The sequence below is a fragment of the Halomonas sp. A020 genome, assembly GCF_027943625.1.
GTDB classification, from domain to species: Bacteria; Pseudomonadota; Gammaproteobacteria; order Pseudomonadales; family Halomonadaceae; genus Vreelandella; species Vreelandella piezotolerans.
Genome location: NZ_AP022850.1, coordinates 501,460 through 514,702, shown reverse-complemented (window position 1 = coordinate 514,702; position 13,243 = coordinate 501,460). Strand labels below are relative to the sequence as shown.

12 protein-coding genes are annotated in these 13,243 nt (G+C 58.8%); 9 read left to right on the top strand and 3 right to left on the bottom strand.

The features are described 5' to 3' along the window. The first annotated feature begins 151 nt into the window (after window positions 1-151). Complete coding sequence (locus tag FRH_RS02350) at window positions 152-430, top strand: sulfurtransferase TusA family protein (RefSeq protein WP_139526357.1); 279 nt, start codon at window positions 152-154, stop codon at window positions 428-430. Further along, window positions 427-1,530: an AI-2E family transporter gene (locus FRH_RS02345; RefSeq protein ID WP_139526358.1), complete on the top strand. Its 1,104-nt coding sequence runs from the start codon at window positions 427-429 to the stop codon at window positions 1,528-1,530. The genes FRH_RS02350 and FRH_RS02345 overlap by 4 nt, the downstream gene beginning before the upstream one ends. A gap of 40 nt (window positions 1,531-1,570) precedes the next feature. On the opposite strand, the gene FRH_RS02340 is transcribed toward FRH_RS02345, so the two are convergent. Further along, window positions 1,571-2,044, bottom strand: coding sequence for a peroxiredoxin (locus tag FRH_RS02340; protein WP_153842505.1), 474 nt, complete (start codon window positions 2,042-2,044; stop codon window positions 1,571-1,573). A 247-nt stretch (window positions 2,045-2,291) separates the two neighbouring features. Here FRH_RS02340 and dapA point away from each other — a divergent pair, with 247 nt between their 5' ends. The 3 genes from dapA to purC all read left to right on the top strand — a co-directional run bounded on the left by dapA (window position 2,292) and on the right by purC (window position 4,987). Continuing rightward, window positions 2,292-3,176, top strand: a complete 885-nt coding sequence (dapA, locus tag FRH_RS02335; protein WP_139526360.1) for a 4-hydroxy-tetrahydrodipicolinate synthase — start codon at window positions 2,292-2,294, stop codon at window positions 3,174-3,176. 81 nt (window positions 3,177-3,257) lie between these two features. Then, window positions 3,258-4,238, top strand: a complete 981-nt coding sequence (gene bamC, locus FRH_RS02330; protein WP_139526361.1) for an outer membrane protein assembly factor BamC — start codon at window positions 3,258-3,260, stop codon at window positions 4,236-4,238. Between the two features lie 32 nt (window positions 4,239-4,270). Further along, window positions 4,271-4,987, top strand: coding sequence for a phosphoribosylaminoimidazolesuccinocarboxamide synthase (gene purC / locus FRH_RS02325; protein WP_139526362.1), 717 nt, complete (start codon window positions 4,271-4,273; stop codon window positions 4,985-4,987). On the opposite strand, the gene tsaA is transcribed toward purC, so the two are convergent. Next, complete coding sequence (gene tsaA, locus FRH_RS02320; RefSeq protein WP_139526363.1) at window positions 4,964-5,734, bottom strand: tRNA (N6-threonylcarbamoyladenosine(37)-N6)-methyltransferase TrmO; 771 nt, start codon at window positions 5,732-5,734, stop codon at window positions 4,964-4,966. The two genes, purC and tsaA, sit on opposite strands and share 24 nt — an antisense overlap. Before the next feature lie 139 nt (window positions 5,735-5,873). Between tsaA and FRH_RS02315 the strand changes: the two genes are divergently transcribed. Beyond that, window positions 5,874-6,404, top strand: coding sequence for a GNAT family N-acetyltransferase (locus FRH_RS02315; RefSeq protein WP_139526364.1), 531 nt, complete (start codon window positions 5,874-5,876; stop codon window positions 6,402-6,404). Window positions 6,405-6,408: 4 nt separating this feature from the next. On the opposite strand, the gene nadC is transcribed toward FRH_RS02315, so the two are convergent. After that, window positions 6,409-7,263 carry a carboxylating nicotinate-nucleotide diphosphorylase gene (gene nadC / locus FRH_RS02310; protein WP_139526365.1) on the bottom strand — a complete coding sequence of 285 codons (855 nt, stop codon included), beginning with the start codon at window positions 7,261-7,263 and terminating at the stop codon, window positions 6,409-6,411. A gap of 82 nt (window positions 7,264-7,345) precedes the next feature. Between nadC and ampD the strand changes: the two genes are divergently transcribed. From ampD to aceF, 3 genes are all read left to right on the top strand, one after another. Beyond that, window positions 7,346-7,921 (top strand): 1,6-anhydro-N-acetylmuramyl-L-alanine amidase AmpD, encoded by a 576-nt coding sequence (gene ampD, locus FRH_RS02305; protein ID WP_281997681.1) that lies wholly within the window; start codon window positions 7,346-7,348, stop codon window positions 7,919-7,921. A gap of 410 nt (window positions 7,922-8,331) precedes the next feature. Then, entirely contained in the window at window positions 8,332-11,004 is a 2,673-nt protein-coding gene (aceE, locus tag FRH_RS02300; RefSeq protein WP_153842506.1) for a pyruvate dehydrogenase (acetyl-transferring), homodimeric type, read from the top strand. A 58-nt stretch (window positions 11,005-11,062) separates the two neighbouring features. Then, entirely contained in the window at window positions 11,063-13,078 is a 2,016-nt protein-coding gene (aceF, locus tag FRH_RS02295; RefSeq protein WP_281997680.1) for a pyruvate dehydrogenase complex dihydrolipoyllysine-residue acetyltransferase, read from the top strand. Window positions 13,079-13,243 lie beyond the last annotated feature (165 nt).

The window sequence follows — 13,243 nt, the reverse complement described above, 5'->3', positions numbered from 1 at the left end:
GCGAACAGCGGTGTGACATTGATTCGGGCCAGGAAGTGCCGTTAAATCATCGTCACGATGGGCATCGCAAAAAAACAGTTTATGCAACAATGCGACGCTTATGTAGCCATCGAACGATCGAGCACCATAAAAGCTGCCTTTGGGGAGAAGTATGTCTGAGCAAATAGCGTCTGGGTTGGCCGAAGGGGTTCAGCCTGACCAATTATTGGACGCCACTGGATTGCACTGCCCGCTACCGCTGCTGAAAGCCAAGCAGGCACTGGCTGGCTTGGCTCCCGGTCAGCTGCTGGAAGTAAGCGCCACCGACGCCGGGTCTTGGCGCGATATGGCGGCCTTTACCGAGCTAAGCGAGCATGTCATGGAAGCGCGGACGCAGCGCGGCGATGTGTATGTGTTTTGGATTCGTAAAGCAGGGAACGCTCGCTCATGACCATGCGCAGCATTCTGAAAAGCTGGGTCGAGCGCTATTTTTCAGACGAAGAGGCGTTGATTCTGCTGCTCGTTTTGGTGGGCGGTTTTGCCGCGATCATCTGGTTCGGGCGTATGCTCGCGCCTTTTTTCACCGCTCTGGTGTTGGCGTTTCTGCTGCAAGGCGTGGTCAGCGCCCTGACGAGGCGGCGAGTGCCGCACTTGCTGGCCGTCATTTTGGTGTTTGTGGCGTTCGTTAGCGTCCTGCTGGCGCTTGCTTTCATTTTGATGCCGCTGATTTGGAATCAGCTGGTGGGACTCGTCCAAGAGACACCGCGGATGTTTGCTAGTGGTCAAGGGTGGCTGGATCAGTTGCAGGAGCGCTTTCCCAATATCGTAACGCCCGATCAGATACAGAGCTGGATCGGCGTGGCCGGGCGGGAGATCAGTCAGCTTGGCCAGCGTGCCCTAACGCTTTCATTGACGTCGCTGGGCAACATCATGTCACTGATCATTTATTTGGTGTTAGTCCCCATTTTGGTCTTTTTCATGTTGAAAGATCGTGAGGCGCTGGTGGGTTTTACGCTCTCGCTGCTGCCGCAAAAGCGGACGCTGTTGACCCGCATTTGGCACGAAATGGATCGTCAGATCGCTAATTATATTCGTGGAAAATCCATCGAAATCGTCATCGTCGGTACGGTGGCGTACATCACCTTCGCCTTTTTCGGGCTGCCCTATACGGCGCTGCTGGCGGTGCTGGTCGGTTTTTCCGTCCTGGTGCCTTACATTGGTGCGGCGGTGGCCACGCTCCCCGTGGCAGCGGTGGCCGGGTTCCATTTTGGCATTAGCGAGCAGTTCGTGTACGTACTGGTGGCTTACGGGATATTGCAGGCGCTGGATGGTAACGTGCTGGCCCCTGTACTGTTCTCGGAGACCAACAACATTCACCCGGTCTCGATTATCGTCGCCGTACTGTTCTTTGGCGGTATTTGGGGGTTTTGGGGGGTGTTCTTCGCTATCCCGCTGGCCACGCTGCTCAAGGCGTTGGTATACGCCTGGCCACGGGGGCTCGAAAGCCGACAGGCAGTGCAGCCACCTCAGTTGGAGCAGGAGTCGCCCTAAGCGCGGTGCCCCCCGAGGGGCACCGCGTTGAGCGCCGTGATTACTGGTTGTGAAGCGCCTGCGCTGCGTTCAGCACGTCCTCTGCATGGCCGGGCACTTTGACGCCGCGCCACTCCTGGGCCAGTTTGCCGTCCTGGTCGATCAAGAAGGTGCTGCGCTCGATGCCCAAGTGCTCTTTGCCGTACATCTTCTTGAGTTTGATGACATCGAATAGCCGACAAACGGTTTCGTCTTTATCTGATATCAGCTCAAAATTGAAATCCTGTTTGGCTTTGAAATTCTCCTGGGCACGCAGTCCGTCGCGTGACACGCCAATGATCACGGTGTTGGCCGCATCGAAGGCGGCTTTGCGGTCGCGAAAGTCGCCGCCTTCGGTGGTGCAGCCTGGCGTGCTGGCTTTCGGATAAAAATACACCACCACTTGCTTACCGCGCAGTTCGGATAGCGTAATGGTGGTGTCGCCGGTGGCGGGGGCGGAAAAGTCGGGGACGGGCTGGCCAAGTTCAATGGTCATAAAGGCTCCTTTCAAGGGTGACTTTCATAGAGAATTACACGCAAGCGCCGCGCAACTGTCAAAGCGTTCGATAAACTCACAGCGCTTTACGCTGTACAGGCTCGAATCGCCTGAGTACCATTTGCTGTTTGTGGGCGGGGGTGACGGCGCTCCTTCAAGGCATCAACGCTGCGTCTTGTCGCAATGTACGTTATTGCATCCCACGTGGCAGCTTGATTTCAACTTTTTGCAGGTGAGGAAAATACGGATGATCACAGGCAGCATTGTCGCCCTGGCGACGCCGATGAAGGTCAATGGCGACATCGACTGGGAGGCGCTTCGTCGTCTGGTGAACTTCCACCTCGACAATGGTACCGATGCCATCGTCGCTGCGGGCACCACGGGTGAGCCCACCACCATGTCATTTGCCGAACACTTCGATGTGATTCGCAGCGTAGTGGAAGAGGTGAACGGCCGCATTCCGGTGATTGCCGGTACCGGGGCGAACGCGACCTCGGAAGCCGTCGAATTGGCGCGTTACGCCAGTGAAGTGGGTGCGGATTACTGCCTGTCGGTCTGCCCTTACTACAACAAGCCTACCCAGGAAGGCTTGTATCAACACTTCAAGGCGGTGGCAGAAGGCAGCAAACTGCCGGTGATTTTGTATAACGTACCGGGCCGCACCTGTTCCGACCTTTATAACGAGACCGTGGTGCGCTTGGCCGAGGTGAACAACATTATCGGCCTGAAAGACGCGACCGGGAACCTTGAGCGTGCTGAGGATCTAATCTCACGCCTGAAAGGCAGCGACTTCATGCTCTACTCCGGTGACGACGCCACGGCCTGCGATTTCATGCTGATGGGCGGCCACGGTGACATCTCCGTCACCGCGAACGTGGCCCCAAAAGCGATGCACGATCTTTGCGTGGCCGCTGTGGCCGGTGACGCTGACAAGGCGCACCAAATCAATACGCGCCTGATGCCGCTACATACCAATCTGGGCATCGAATCCAACCCCATTCCCGTCAAGTGGGCGTTGCACCGCATGGGCTATATGGACGCCGGTATTCGCCTGCCGCTGACCTGGCTGTCGGAGAAGTACCACGGCACGGTCAGCGAAGCGCTACAGCTGGCGGGCGTCGTAGAGGAGTAGTCCGGCGCTCGAAACCCTTTTGCTACCCGGTGAAGGCAGTGCCTGCCGGGTAACCGATCTGTTGACTGTTAAGGTGGCTTGATGAGCTCTGTGCTTGAACAACGTGCGCTTAAATGGATACCGCTGGCACTCGCAGCCGCTGTCACACTGGCAGGTTGCGCGCGCGATGGTTACTACCACGACCGCAACTTGGACTACACCGAAGCGGCTCCTGCGCCGCCTCTCGTGCTGCCTGACACCCGCGACACCCAGCGTTACCGCGACGCAATGCCGGTCCCCCAGGTGGCCATGCAGGGCACGCGGCTCGATGAGCCGGCCGAGATTCAGCCGCCGCAGTCACTGGCCATTGGCAGCGGATTGGAGCCCGACTACGTCGAGCGTCGCCAAGTCGGCGATCAAAGCTGGCTGGTCGTGGCGGCAGATCCTGGCAGCGTATGGCCACAGCTGGAAGCCTTCGTGCGCAGCCGCCAGCTTCCCGTTCAAGACAGCAGTGCCAATCAGGGCGTCATCGTAACCCCACAAGCGACGCTCAGGTTGCAAAGCGCTCTGCGTGCCGGTAGCAGCGAAGTACGCTGCGACCAGAACGGCCAAAGCGTCGAGAGCTGTCTTGCTGCCCTGGAACAGTATTTGGGCGCACGCAGTGCCACTGCCAGCTCCTCTTCGTGGACTGCCCAGCGTTTGGCCAATGAGCAAACGCTTCAGCTACGTCAGCAAGGCGAGGAGTGGGAAGTCGTCATTCCGCAGCCCATTGACCGTGTATGGGCCGAGCTGAACCACTATTTGTCGCTCGATTTCACCCAAGAGGGTCAGCGCGACCTGCTCGCGACCTCCGCTGATGACTACGAGTTCTTGGTGGAGTACATGACCGAAACCGAGCGTGGACGTAACCCGTTGCAGATCGTCTTTAGCCCAGATGTACGCCGGATGTCCCAGCAGATTCGCTTGGCGCTCGAGCCCAACGGCGACCAAACCGTGCTGCGTGCCATCAACGCCAGCGAGCGTAATTTTAGTGCTGATGATCAGCGCGAGTTGCTTGAGCGTGTCTCCGGCTACTTACGTTAACCTTTTGATTCTCACTTTCTCACGGAGCCTCCATGGAAAAGCGCCAAGAACTCTATGCCGGCAAGGCAAAATCCGTCTACACCACTGACGATCCTGACCTTCTGGTACTGCACTTTCGTGATGACACCAGCGCTTTCGATGGTAAGAAGAAAGAGGCGCTCGCCCGCAAGGGGATGGTGAACAACATCTTCAACGCCTTCATCATGGAGCGCTTGGAAGAGGGGGGTATCCCCACGCATTTCGAGAAACAGCTTTCCGATAACGAGAGCTTGGTCAAGAGAATGCAGATGATTCCGGTCGAGTGCGTGGTGCGCAACATTGCAGCGGGCGGTTTGGTGAAGCGTTTGGGAGTGGAAGAGGGGATCGCCCTTAACCCGCCGACTTTCGAGTTGTTCTTGAAGAACGACGAGAAGGGCGATCCGATGATCAACGAGTCGCTGGCGGAAACGTTTGGCTGGGCAACGCCCGAGCAGCTTGCCAAAATGAAGGCATTGACGTTCAAAGTGAACCACATTCTCAAGCAGCTATTTGCCGAAGGCGACATGCTGCTGGTGGATTACAAATTGGAGTTCGGCGTATTCAACGGCGAGGTGGTACTGGGCGATGAGTTCTCACCGGACGGTTGCCGCCTGTGGGATGCCAACACCCGCGAGAAGCTGGATAAAGACCGCTTCCGTCAGGGCTTAGGTGGTGTGATCGAGGCCTACGAAGAGGTGGGTCGTCGTCTAGGCATTACCTTTCCCGCCTAGGACCGTTTCGTCAGTCAGCGGATCGATTGCCACCACCTTGAAGGTGGTGGCGTCGTTTCCAGAGGCGGCATTAGTCGCCTGAAATTTGACGTCCACATCCCGCAGCCGTACGCCGTATATGCGCTCGCTCTGGAGGTCTTTCTGGTAGGCAGGGCGGGGGTCTTGGCCCAATACTTGCTCTATCAGCGCATGGAGTGACGCCCCATCGGCACGAGCGGCAAGGCTTGCTTGGGCGGCCTGGCTAAAGTGCACGGGCAGCAGTGTCGGTGCATGGGGAGCAAACCCGCCCCGTGCTTCAGGCTTGGCTTCGGCCCACGGCAGATAGGGCTTGATGTCGACCACGGGCGTACCGCTAATCAAGTCACACCCGGCGAGGTGCAGGCTCACGCCTTGCCGAGTGTCGATGTGCGACAGCTCAATCAATGACAGCCCAAGTCGATTGGGACGGTGAGTGCTGCGGCTAGCAAAGACGCCGACTTTGCGGTTGCCGCCCAGCCTGGGTGGGCGCACCAAGGGCGTCCAGCGGGTCGGGCTGTGATGAAAGATAAACGTCACCCACAGGTGGCTAAACGCTTCCAAGCCTCGTACGGTGAGAGGATCATCGAACGGTGCAGTCAGTAGCAAACGCGCGTTGGCCGCTGGCGCGAGCCCAGGCTGGCGGGGGACGCCGAACTTATCCGGATAGTCGCTGACGATATGGCCAATGGGCGTCAGTGTAAACGACGCGCTGTCCGAGCGATCATGCATAGCACTGCCTTGTGGTTGACCGACACCGACGGGGTCGACGAGGTGGTACTTTCGTAACGTGGCAACGAGTATAAAATAGCTCGCTGGTGACCGACAGTCCGCTATCGTTACCAGCCGCTAAATCGCATTGAGGCGAAGCATGTTGAAAACGAACGAACGCGCACCCTCTGCTGCGCCGACGGCCCGTGTGACCTACCGCGCGGCGCTAGCCAAAGATGCCGCTGACCAGGCGGAAGTCTTCTATCATGCGGTCATGCAGGGGGCGGCCACTCACTACGGGTTGGATGAGCGCCGCGCCTGGGCCAACGCGCTACCTCGCGAGGCGAGCGCTTGGGCGGCGCGCCAAGCGCTCTATACCACGCTGGTGGCGGCTTGCGATGGCCGTTGTGTTGGTTTCCTGGAACTCAACATTAGCGCAGGTCGTATCGAAACGCTCTACGTCTGGCCATCGCTGGCGGGGCGAGGGATCGGTACCACGCTACTGATCCACGCCGAGCGCATTCTGCTTGAGAACGGCGTGTCTAGCATAGAGATCGAGGCGAGCCTGGTCCTCTATGAGCGCCTGCTGCGTCGAGGCTTCGACAACCTCGGCGAGCAGTGGGTCGAACGCAGTGGTGAAATGCTGCGTCGTTACCGATTAGTGAAGCGGCTCAGCGCAATAGAAACGTAGCGCGCTAAACGTTGAAGGTTTGGGTGATCCGCATCGACAGGTCGATGGAGGTGACGTCTTTCGTCAGTGCGCCGCTGGAGATGCAGTCGACCCCTGTGTCGGCAATCGCCCTTAGCGTGGCATCCTTTACGTTGCCAGAGGCTTCTAGGGTAGCTCGCCCGCCGTTGATTTCGACGGCCACGTGGAGATCCTCGATGGCGAAGTTGTCCAGCATGACGATATCCGCCCCGGCCGCTAGCGCTTGGTCGAGCTCCTCAAAGGTTTCGACTTCTACCTCTACGGGCAGGTCGCTGGCCACTTTGCGGGCTTGCGCTACGGCCGCCTGAATGCCACCGCAGGCGGCAATGTGGTTCTCCTTGATCAAGAAAGCGTCCCATAGGCCGATGCGGTGATTGTGGCCGCCTCCACAGGTGACCGCGTATTTTTGAGCCAGTCGCAGGCCGGGAAGGGTTTTCCGAGTATCCAACAAGCGTACGCCGGTGCCTTCGAGCAAGTCGACGTAGCGTCGCGTCGCACTCGCGGTCGCCGACAGCGTTTGCAGCACGTTGAGCGCGGCGCGTTCGCCAGTGAGCAAGCTACGCGCCGGACCTTCTAATTCGAGAAAGCACTCGTCGGCCGCCAAACGGTCACCGTCGGCGGCTTGCCAACGCAGCGTGACGCGGGCATCCAATCGGCGAAAAATCTCGTCGACCCAGGCAACACCGCAGAGCACGGCGGGCTCCCGGGTCACCACCTTGGCGGTGGCCCACTGGTTCTCAGGAATCAGCTGAGCCGTGATATCGCCCGCTCCTACGTCTTCTGCTAGCAGGCGGGCGGCACAAGCGCGAATCTCTTCAGCAAGAGCAGTTTGATAATCCATAGCGGTGAGGTCTCTGGGCGTCGTCTTCGATGACGGGCATTATAGTGAAAGGGAACGCCAACGTAGAGGAGTGCGTGCGCGCATGAACCAAGAAAACCGGCCGGGGGAGTGGGCCAAGGCGCGGCAGCTGCCATCGCCTAACCAGGACGCACGCCCTCAAAACGAGGTCTCGCTGCTGCTTTTGCACGCCATTAGCCTGCCGCCTGGGCAGTTTTCAGGCGATGCCATCGAGGCGCTGTTCACCAATCGGCTCCATCCAGGCGAGCACCCTTTTTTTGCCGAGATCGCCCATTTGCGGGTGTCGGCACATCTTTTGATTCGCCGCGACGGCGCGTGCGTCCAGTTCGTCGATACCGGCCGTCGCGCCTGGCACGCAGGACGCTCGTTGTGGTGGGACCCAGCGCTGAGCGAATGGCGATCCAGGCTCAATGATTTCTCGGTGGGCATCGAGCTCGAAGGCGATGACGTCACCCCGTTTACCCGGGCGCAGTATGCAGCGCTGGTGGAAGCGGTGGGGTGGCTGATGGCCCGCTACCCCAATGTGACGCCGCAGCGTATCACCAGCCACGCCAAGGTGGCGCCGCTGCGTAAGACCGACCCAGGGCCCGCTTTCGACTGGGCGTATTTTCGCCAACAGCTGACACTTGCTACCTTTTAATTAGAGTAAGCCCGTTGGTTAAAAAGCCATGTTAAGTGATTCTTGAGGCAGGTAATAAAACGGTAGTTTAACTACATTTTGGGGGTGTTAGTCGTAGCGACAAAGGTCTTATAAAGCGCTTATGTTGCAGTGCAATAGTTTGTTTTGGATAGCCTTTTACGTTTCACTGGAATTGGCAGCGTGGCGACTTTGCGGTATCTTCGCATATACAAAAGGCTAACTTTCACTCTATACGTGTAGCTTTACTACATCAAGGCGAGCGTAGCTCGTTGAATGTAGAACGAAAACCCCCGTACGATGCAAACGCGTCGTGCCATTGCATGGCCTGTGGTGGCCCAACACCGCAGCCGCCCCAGGCCCGAAGGGTTGGCGGGGCTCATTGTCATTTATCGTCATTCGGAGAGACCTCTATGAGTCTGGAGACAAGAGAAGATCTCGATCCGGTCGAAACCACGGAGTGGCTGGAATCCCTGGAATCGGTACTGGATCGTGAGGGCGAAGATCGTGCCCGCTACCTGATGACCCGCCTGGCGGATCGCCTGCGCCGGGACGGGATGAAGGTGCCCTTCTCGGTGACAACCCCCCACCGTAATACGATTCCGGTTCACCGCGAAGCGCCCATGCCTGGCGATCTGTTCATGGAGCGCCGTATTCGCTCTTTGATCCGTTACAACGCCATTGCACAGGTCATTCGTAACAACCGGGCCAACCCGGGCTTGGGTGGTCACATTGCAAGCTTCATGTCGTCTGCCACGCTATATGATGTGGGGTTCAACCACTTCTTCCGTGCCCCTAAAGGCGATTTCGAAGGCGACTTGATTTACATTCAGGGTCACGTAGCGCCGGGTATCTACGCGCGTTCGTTCCTGGAAGGTCGCCTGACCGAAGAGCAAATGGACAAGTTCCGTCGCGAAGTCGACGGCGACGGCCTCTCTTCTTACCCGCACCCGTGGCTAATGCCGGATTACTGGCAGTTCCCCACGGTGTCTATGGGTCTGGGCCCGATTCAGGCCATCTATCAAGCCCACGTGATGAAGTATCTGCATCACCGTGAGCTGAAAGACATGCACGACCGCAAGATCTGGTGCTTCATGGGCGACGGCGAGTGTGACGAGCCGGAATCCCTGGGCGCGATCTCGTTGGCGGGCCGTGAGAACCTCGATAACCTGATCTTCGTCATCAACTGTAACCTGCAGCGCTTGGACGGCCCGGTACGCGGTAACTCCCGCGTCATGGACGAGTTCGAAGGCGTCTTCCGCGGTGCCGGTTGGAACGTGATCAAGGTCGTTTGGGGTCGTCACTGGGATCCGCTGTTCGAGAAGGATAAGAAAGGCATCCTTCAAAAACGCATGGACGAGGCGGTCGACGGCGAGTACCAGAACTACAAGGCGAACGGCGGTGCTTATACCCGTGAGCACTTCTTCGGTAAGTACCCGGAAACCGAAGAAATGGTCAAAGACCTCTCCGACGAAGATATCTGGAAGCTCAACCGTGGCGGTCACGACCCGTTCAAGGTCTACGCGGCCTATCACGAAGCGGTCAATACCTCCAATGGCAAGCCCACCGTCATCCTGGCGCACACCATCAAAGGGTACGGCATGGGCAGCGGCGATGGCGAAGCGGCCAACGAAGCGCACCAAGTCAAGAGCATGGAGTACGAAGCGCTGAAGAAATTCCGCGACCGTTTCGGTATTCCGCTCACCGACGAGCAGCTCAAGGACGTGCCGTACTACAAGCCGGAAGAGGACTCTCCCGAACTCAAGTACATGCACTTGCAGCGCGAGCGTCTTAACGGCTATCTGCCGAGTCGCCGCAGCACGTTCGAGCCGCTGGACATTCCGACCCTGGAAGACAAGACCTTTGCCTCGCAAATGGGCGGCTCCAAAGGGCGCGAAGTGTCTACCACCATGGCGTTCGTGCGTATTCTGAACGGCCTGGTGAAAGACAAGAAGCTGGGCAAACAGGTCGTGCCGATCATTCCGGACGAAGCGCGTACCTTCGGTATGGAAGGTATGTTCCGCCAGCTCGGTATCTACACCTCTGAAGGTCAGAAGTACGAGCCGGTCGATAAGGGCCAGATCATGTACTACCGCGAGGACCAGAAAGGTCAGGTTCTCGAAGAGGGGATTTCCGAAGCAGGCGCGATGTCGGCGTGGATTGCCGCTGCGACCTCCTACAGCAACAACAACGTCACGCTGCTGCCGTTCTACATCTACTACTCGATGTTCGGCTTCCAGCGTATCGGCGACTTGGCCTGGGCCGCAGGCGATCTGCAGGCGCGTGGCTTCATGGTCGGCGGTACCGCTGGGCGTACCACGCTCAACGGTGAAGGCCTGCAGCACCAGGATGGCCACAGCCTGATTCAGGCGTCCACCATCCCTAACTGCCGCAGCTACGACCCGACCTACGGTCATGAGGTGGCGGTCATCGTTCAGGATGGTTTGAAGCGCATGTTCACCGATCAGGAGAACTGCTTCTACTACCTGACCGTGATGAACGAGAACTACGAGCATCCCGAACTCGAGGACGTACCGGCCGACGATATCGTCAAGGGCATGTACCTGCTCAAAGAGACGAAGGGTGACAAAGGTCGCGTTCAGCTGATGGGCTCGGGCACCATTCTGCGCGAAGTGGAAGCCGCCGCCGAACTGCTGGCCAACGACTGGGGCATCGGTGCCGACATCTGGAGCGTGACCAGCTTCAACGAATTGCGTCGTGAAGCGCTGCTGCTGGAGCGTGAAGCGTTCCTCAACCCGGATGCCGAGGCCAACAAGCCCCACGTTACCAAGTGCCTGGAAGGTCGTGATGGTCCGGTGATTGCGTCTACCGACTACATGAAGCTCTACGCGGATCAAGTACGTGCTTGGGTGCCCAGTGATTACACCGTGTTGGGTACCGACGGCTTTGGTCGTTCCGATACCCGCGAGAAGCTGCGCTACTTCTTCGAAGTAGACCGCTACTTCGTCACCGTTGCTGCGCTGCGTGCGCTGGCCGACCGTGGTGAGCTTGATCGCAAGCAGGTTGGCGAAGCGCTGAAGAAGTATGGCATCGATGCCAACAAGCCGAACCCGCTGACCAGCTAAACCGCTGCCCGGCGGACAGATGTCCGCCGGCTCGATCCGATTTGGAAGGAGCGCGACCTTGAGTAGCGAAATCATCAAAGTTCCCGACATCGGTGGGGATACCGATGTCGAAATCATCGAGATTGCGGTGTCAGAAGGCGACGTCATCGAAGCGGAAGACACCCTGATCACTCTGGAATCCGACAAAGCCAGCATGGACGTACCGGCCCCGAAAGGCGGCAAGGTGATCAAAGTGTTGGTCAAAGAGGGCGATAAAGTCTCGGAAGGCGACGATATCGTCGAGCTGGAAGTGGAAGGTGGCGGTGAGAGCGATGCCGAGCCAGAAGCGGAAGCCGACGAAGCGTCGTCGTCAGACGAAGCGCCCGCCAAACAGCAAGAAGACGCCGCTCCGGCGCCGAAGAAAGCCAGCGGTGGCAAGCAGACCGTCGACATCAAGGTGCCTGACCTTGGCGGCTCCGATAACGTCGAAATCATCGAAGTCGCCGTGAGCGAAGGCGATGACGTCAACGCCGAAGACCCGCTGATCACCCTGGAGTCTGACAAGGCCTCCATGGACGTGCCTAGCCCGCACAGCGGTAAGATCGTGTCGCTAACGGTGAAAGAGGGCGATACCGTTTCCGAAGGTGACGTGATTGGCCAGATGGAGATCGCGGGCGAAGGTGACGATACCGACGACGCGGACGCGCCTGAGCAGGCTGACGAGTCTGCCTCCGCTAACCAATCTGCCGACGCCGAAGACGATGCGGCTGACGACGATAGCGGCAGCGGCGAGCCCGAACGCAAAGAGATTCGCGTGCCGGATCTGTCGGGCTCTTCCGACGTGCCGATCATCGAGATTGGTGTTGCCGCCGGTGACGAGGTCGACGTCGAAGATCCGCTGATCACCCTGGAGTCCGATAAAGCCTCCATGGACGTGCCGAGCCCCTTCAAGGGCAAGATTCTGGAGCTCACCGTCAAAGAGGGTGACACCGTTTCTGAAGGCGACGTGATCGGCTATATGGAAGTCGCGGGTGCCAAGAAAGCCGCACCCAAAAAAGCGGCTCCTGAAAAGTCGGATAGCAAGCCGCAGCGCGCGCCCAGCGCCAAGCAGGCGTCTCCGGCGGGTTCCCCCAGTCCCGAAGCGCAAATGGCGTCTCACAAGCCTCGCGACGGCAAGCTGGTGCATGCAGGCCCCGCCGTGCGTATGCTGGCCCGTGAGCTAGGCGTCGATCTGGGCCTCGTGAAGCCCAGCGGCCCGAAAGACCGCGTGCTGAAAGAGGACGTGCAGGCCTACGTCAAACAGGCGATGGCCAATCAGGGTAAAGCCCAGGCCGCCGCTCCTGCGGCCAGCGGTGGAGCAGGCATTCCCGCCGTGCCGGACGTCGACTTCAGCCAGTTTGGTGAAGTGGAAGAGAAGCCGATGGGTCGCCTGCTCAAGATGGGCGCGACGAACCTGCATCGTAGCTGGCTCAACGTGCCCCACGTGACCCAGTTCGACGAAGCCGACATCACCGAGCTCGAGGACTTCCGCAAGGCCATGAAGGCCGAGGCCGAAGCCCAGGGGGCCAAGCTCACGCCGCTGCCCTTCCTGGTCAAGGCGTGTGCCTTTGCACTGCGTAAGTTCCCGCAGTTCAACGTCAGCTTGAAAGGCGACGGCGATACGCTGGTGTGGAAGAAGTACGTCCATATCGGCATCGCGGTGGATACACCGGACGGCCTGATGGTGCCCGTGCTGCGCGACGCCGATAAGAAATCCTTGATCGAGATTGCCAAGGAGATGGCGGAGCTAGGCAAGAAAGCGCAGAGCAAGAAGCTCAAGCGGGAAGAGATGACCGGTGGCTGCTTCACCATTTCGAGCCTGGGCTCGATTGGCGGCACGGCCTTCACACCGATCGTCAACGCCCCCGAGGTCGCGATCTTGGGTGTGTCGAAAGCGCAGATGAAGCCGGTTTGGGATGGCAACGCCTTCCAACCGCGCTTGATGATGCCGCTATCGCTCTCCTACGATCACCGCGCGATCAACGGGGCAGATGCAGCGCGCTTCACCGCCTTCCTGGCGGACGTGCTCACCGATATCCGTCGCTTACTGCTGTAAGCGGTCGACCGAGCAAGCCACAAGCGGCGCCCTGAGGGGCGCCGCTTGTGTTTATAGCTAGGCCACTTAAACGATAGTTTGATTAAAACAGGGTGACCAAAGTACTAACGCTGGCCACTTTGCTGTTTTTACTCAAAAAAACACAAAATAATCGTGCTCTCAGGC

Bases quoted from the DNA above. Each gene is read 5' to 3' on its own strand.
- FRH_RS02350 (WP_139526357.1), top strand. From the start codon at position 152: ATGTCTGAGCAAATAGCGTCTGGGTTGGCCGAAGGGGTTCAGCCTGAC.
- FRH_RS02345 (WP_139526358.1), top strand. From the start codon at position 427: ATGACCATGCGCAGCATTCTGAAAAGCTGGGTCGAGCGCTATTTTTCA.
- FRH_RS02340 (WP_153842505.1), bottom strand. From the start codon at position 2,044: ATGACCATTGAACTTGGCCAGCCCGTCCCCGACTTTTCCGCCCCCGCC.
- dapA (WP_139526360.1), top strand. From the start codon at position 2,292: ATGATCACAGGCAGCATTGTCGCCCTGGCGACGCCGATGAAGGTCAAT.
- bamC (WP_139526361.1), top strand. From the start codon at position 3,258: ATGAGCTCTGTGCTTGAACAACGTGCGCTTAAATGGATACCGCTGGCA.
- purC (WP_139526362.1), top strand. From the start codon at position 4,271: ATGGAAAAGCGCCAAGAACTCTATGCCGGCAAGGCAAAATCCGTCTAC.
- tsaA (WP_139526363.1), bottom strand. From the start codon at position 5,734: ATGCATGATCGCTCGGACAGCGCGTCGTTTACACTGACGCCCATTGGC.
- FRH_RS02315 (WP_139526364.1), top strand. From the start codon at position 5,874: ATGTTGAAAACGAACGAACGCGCACCCTCTGCTGCGCCGACGGCCCGT.
- nadC (WP_139526365.1), bottom strand. From the start codon at position 7,263: ATGGATTATCAAACTGCTCTTGCTGAAGAGATTCGCGCTTGTGCCGCC.
- ampD (WP_281997681.1), top strand. From the start codon at position 7,346: ATGAACCAAGAAAACCGGCCGGGGGAGTGGGCCAAGGCGCGGCAGCTG.
- aceE (WP_153842506.1), top strand. From the start codon at position 8,332: ATGAGTCTGGAGACAAGAGAAGATCTCGATCCGGTCGAAACCACGGAG.